Raw genomic sequence first — 399 nt, forward strand, 5'->3', positions numbered from 1 at the left:
CCGCCCGTGCCACGATCAAAATAGCTGCCGAGTCATTCTGCCGCAGTTATCCCGCCACCTGCGGGCGCCGTGCTTCTTCCGGGCGGACCAATCTCCAATCCAGCCCTTCGAACAAGGCAGCGAACATCGCCGGCGACATGCGCATCACGCCGTCCGCGATCGTTGGCCAAACGAACTTGCAACCTTCGAGGCGTTTGTGCACCAACACCAGACCCGTTCGATCCCAGACCAAAATCTTGATCCGGTCCGCTCGTTTGGATCGGAACACGAAGGCTGCGCCGCTGAACGGATCGAGACGAAGCATCTCCTGTACCTTCGCCGCAAGCCCGTCGTGGCCACAGCGGAAGTCGATCGGCCGCGTGGCAACGTAAATCTTCAGATCAGCACCGGCCGCGATCA

General features: G+C 60.9%; 1 protein-coding gene. It reads right to left on the bottom strand.

Features of this window, described 5'->3' with window-relative positions:
• Positions 1–46 precede the first annotated feature (46 nt).
• Positions 47–399, bottom strand: a 353-nt coding sequence (gene tnpB / locus XH80_RS02800) for an IS66 family insertion sequence element accessory protein TnpB (RefSeq protein WP_271597234.1), incomplete at its 5' end; no start/stop codon positions are given.

The organism is Bradyrhizobium sp. CCBAU 45384, assembly GCF_028128665.1.
GTDB classification, from domain to species: Bacteria; Pseudomonadota; Alphaproteobacteria; order Rhizobiales; family Xanthobacteraceae; genus Bradyrhizobium; species Bradyrhizobium manausense.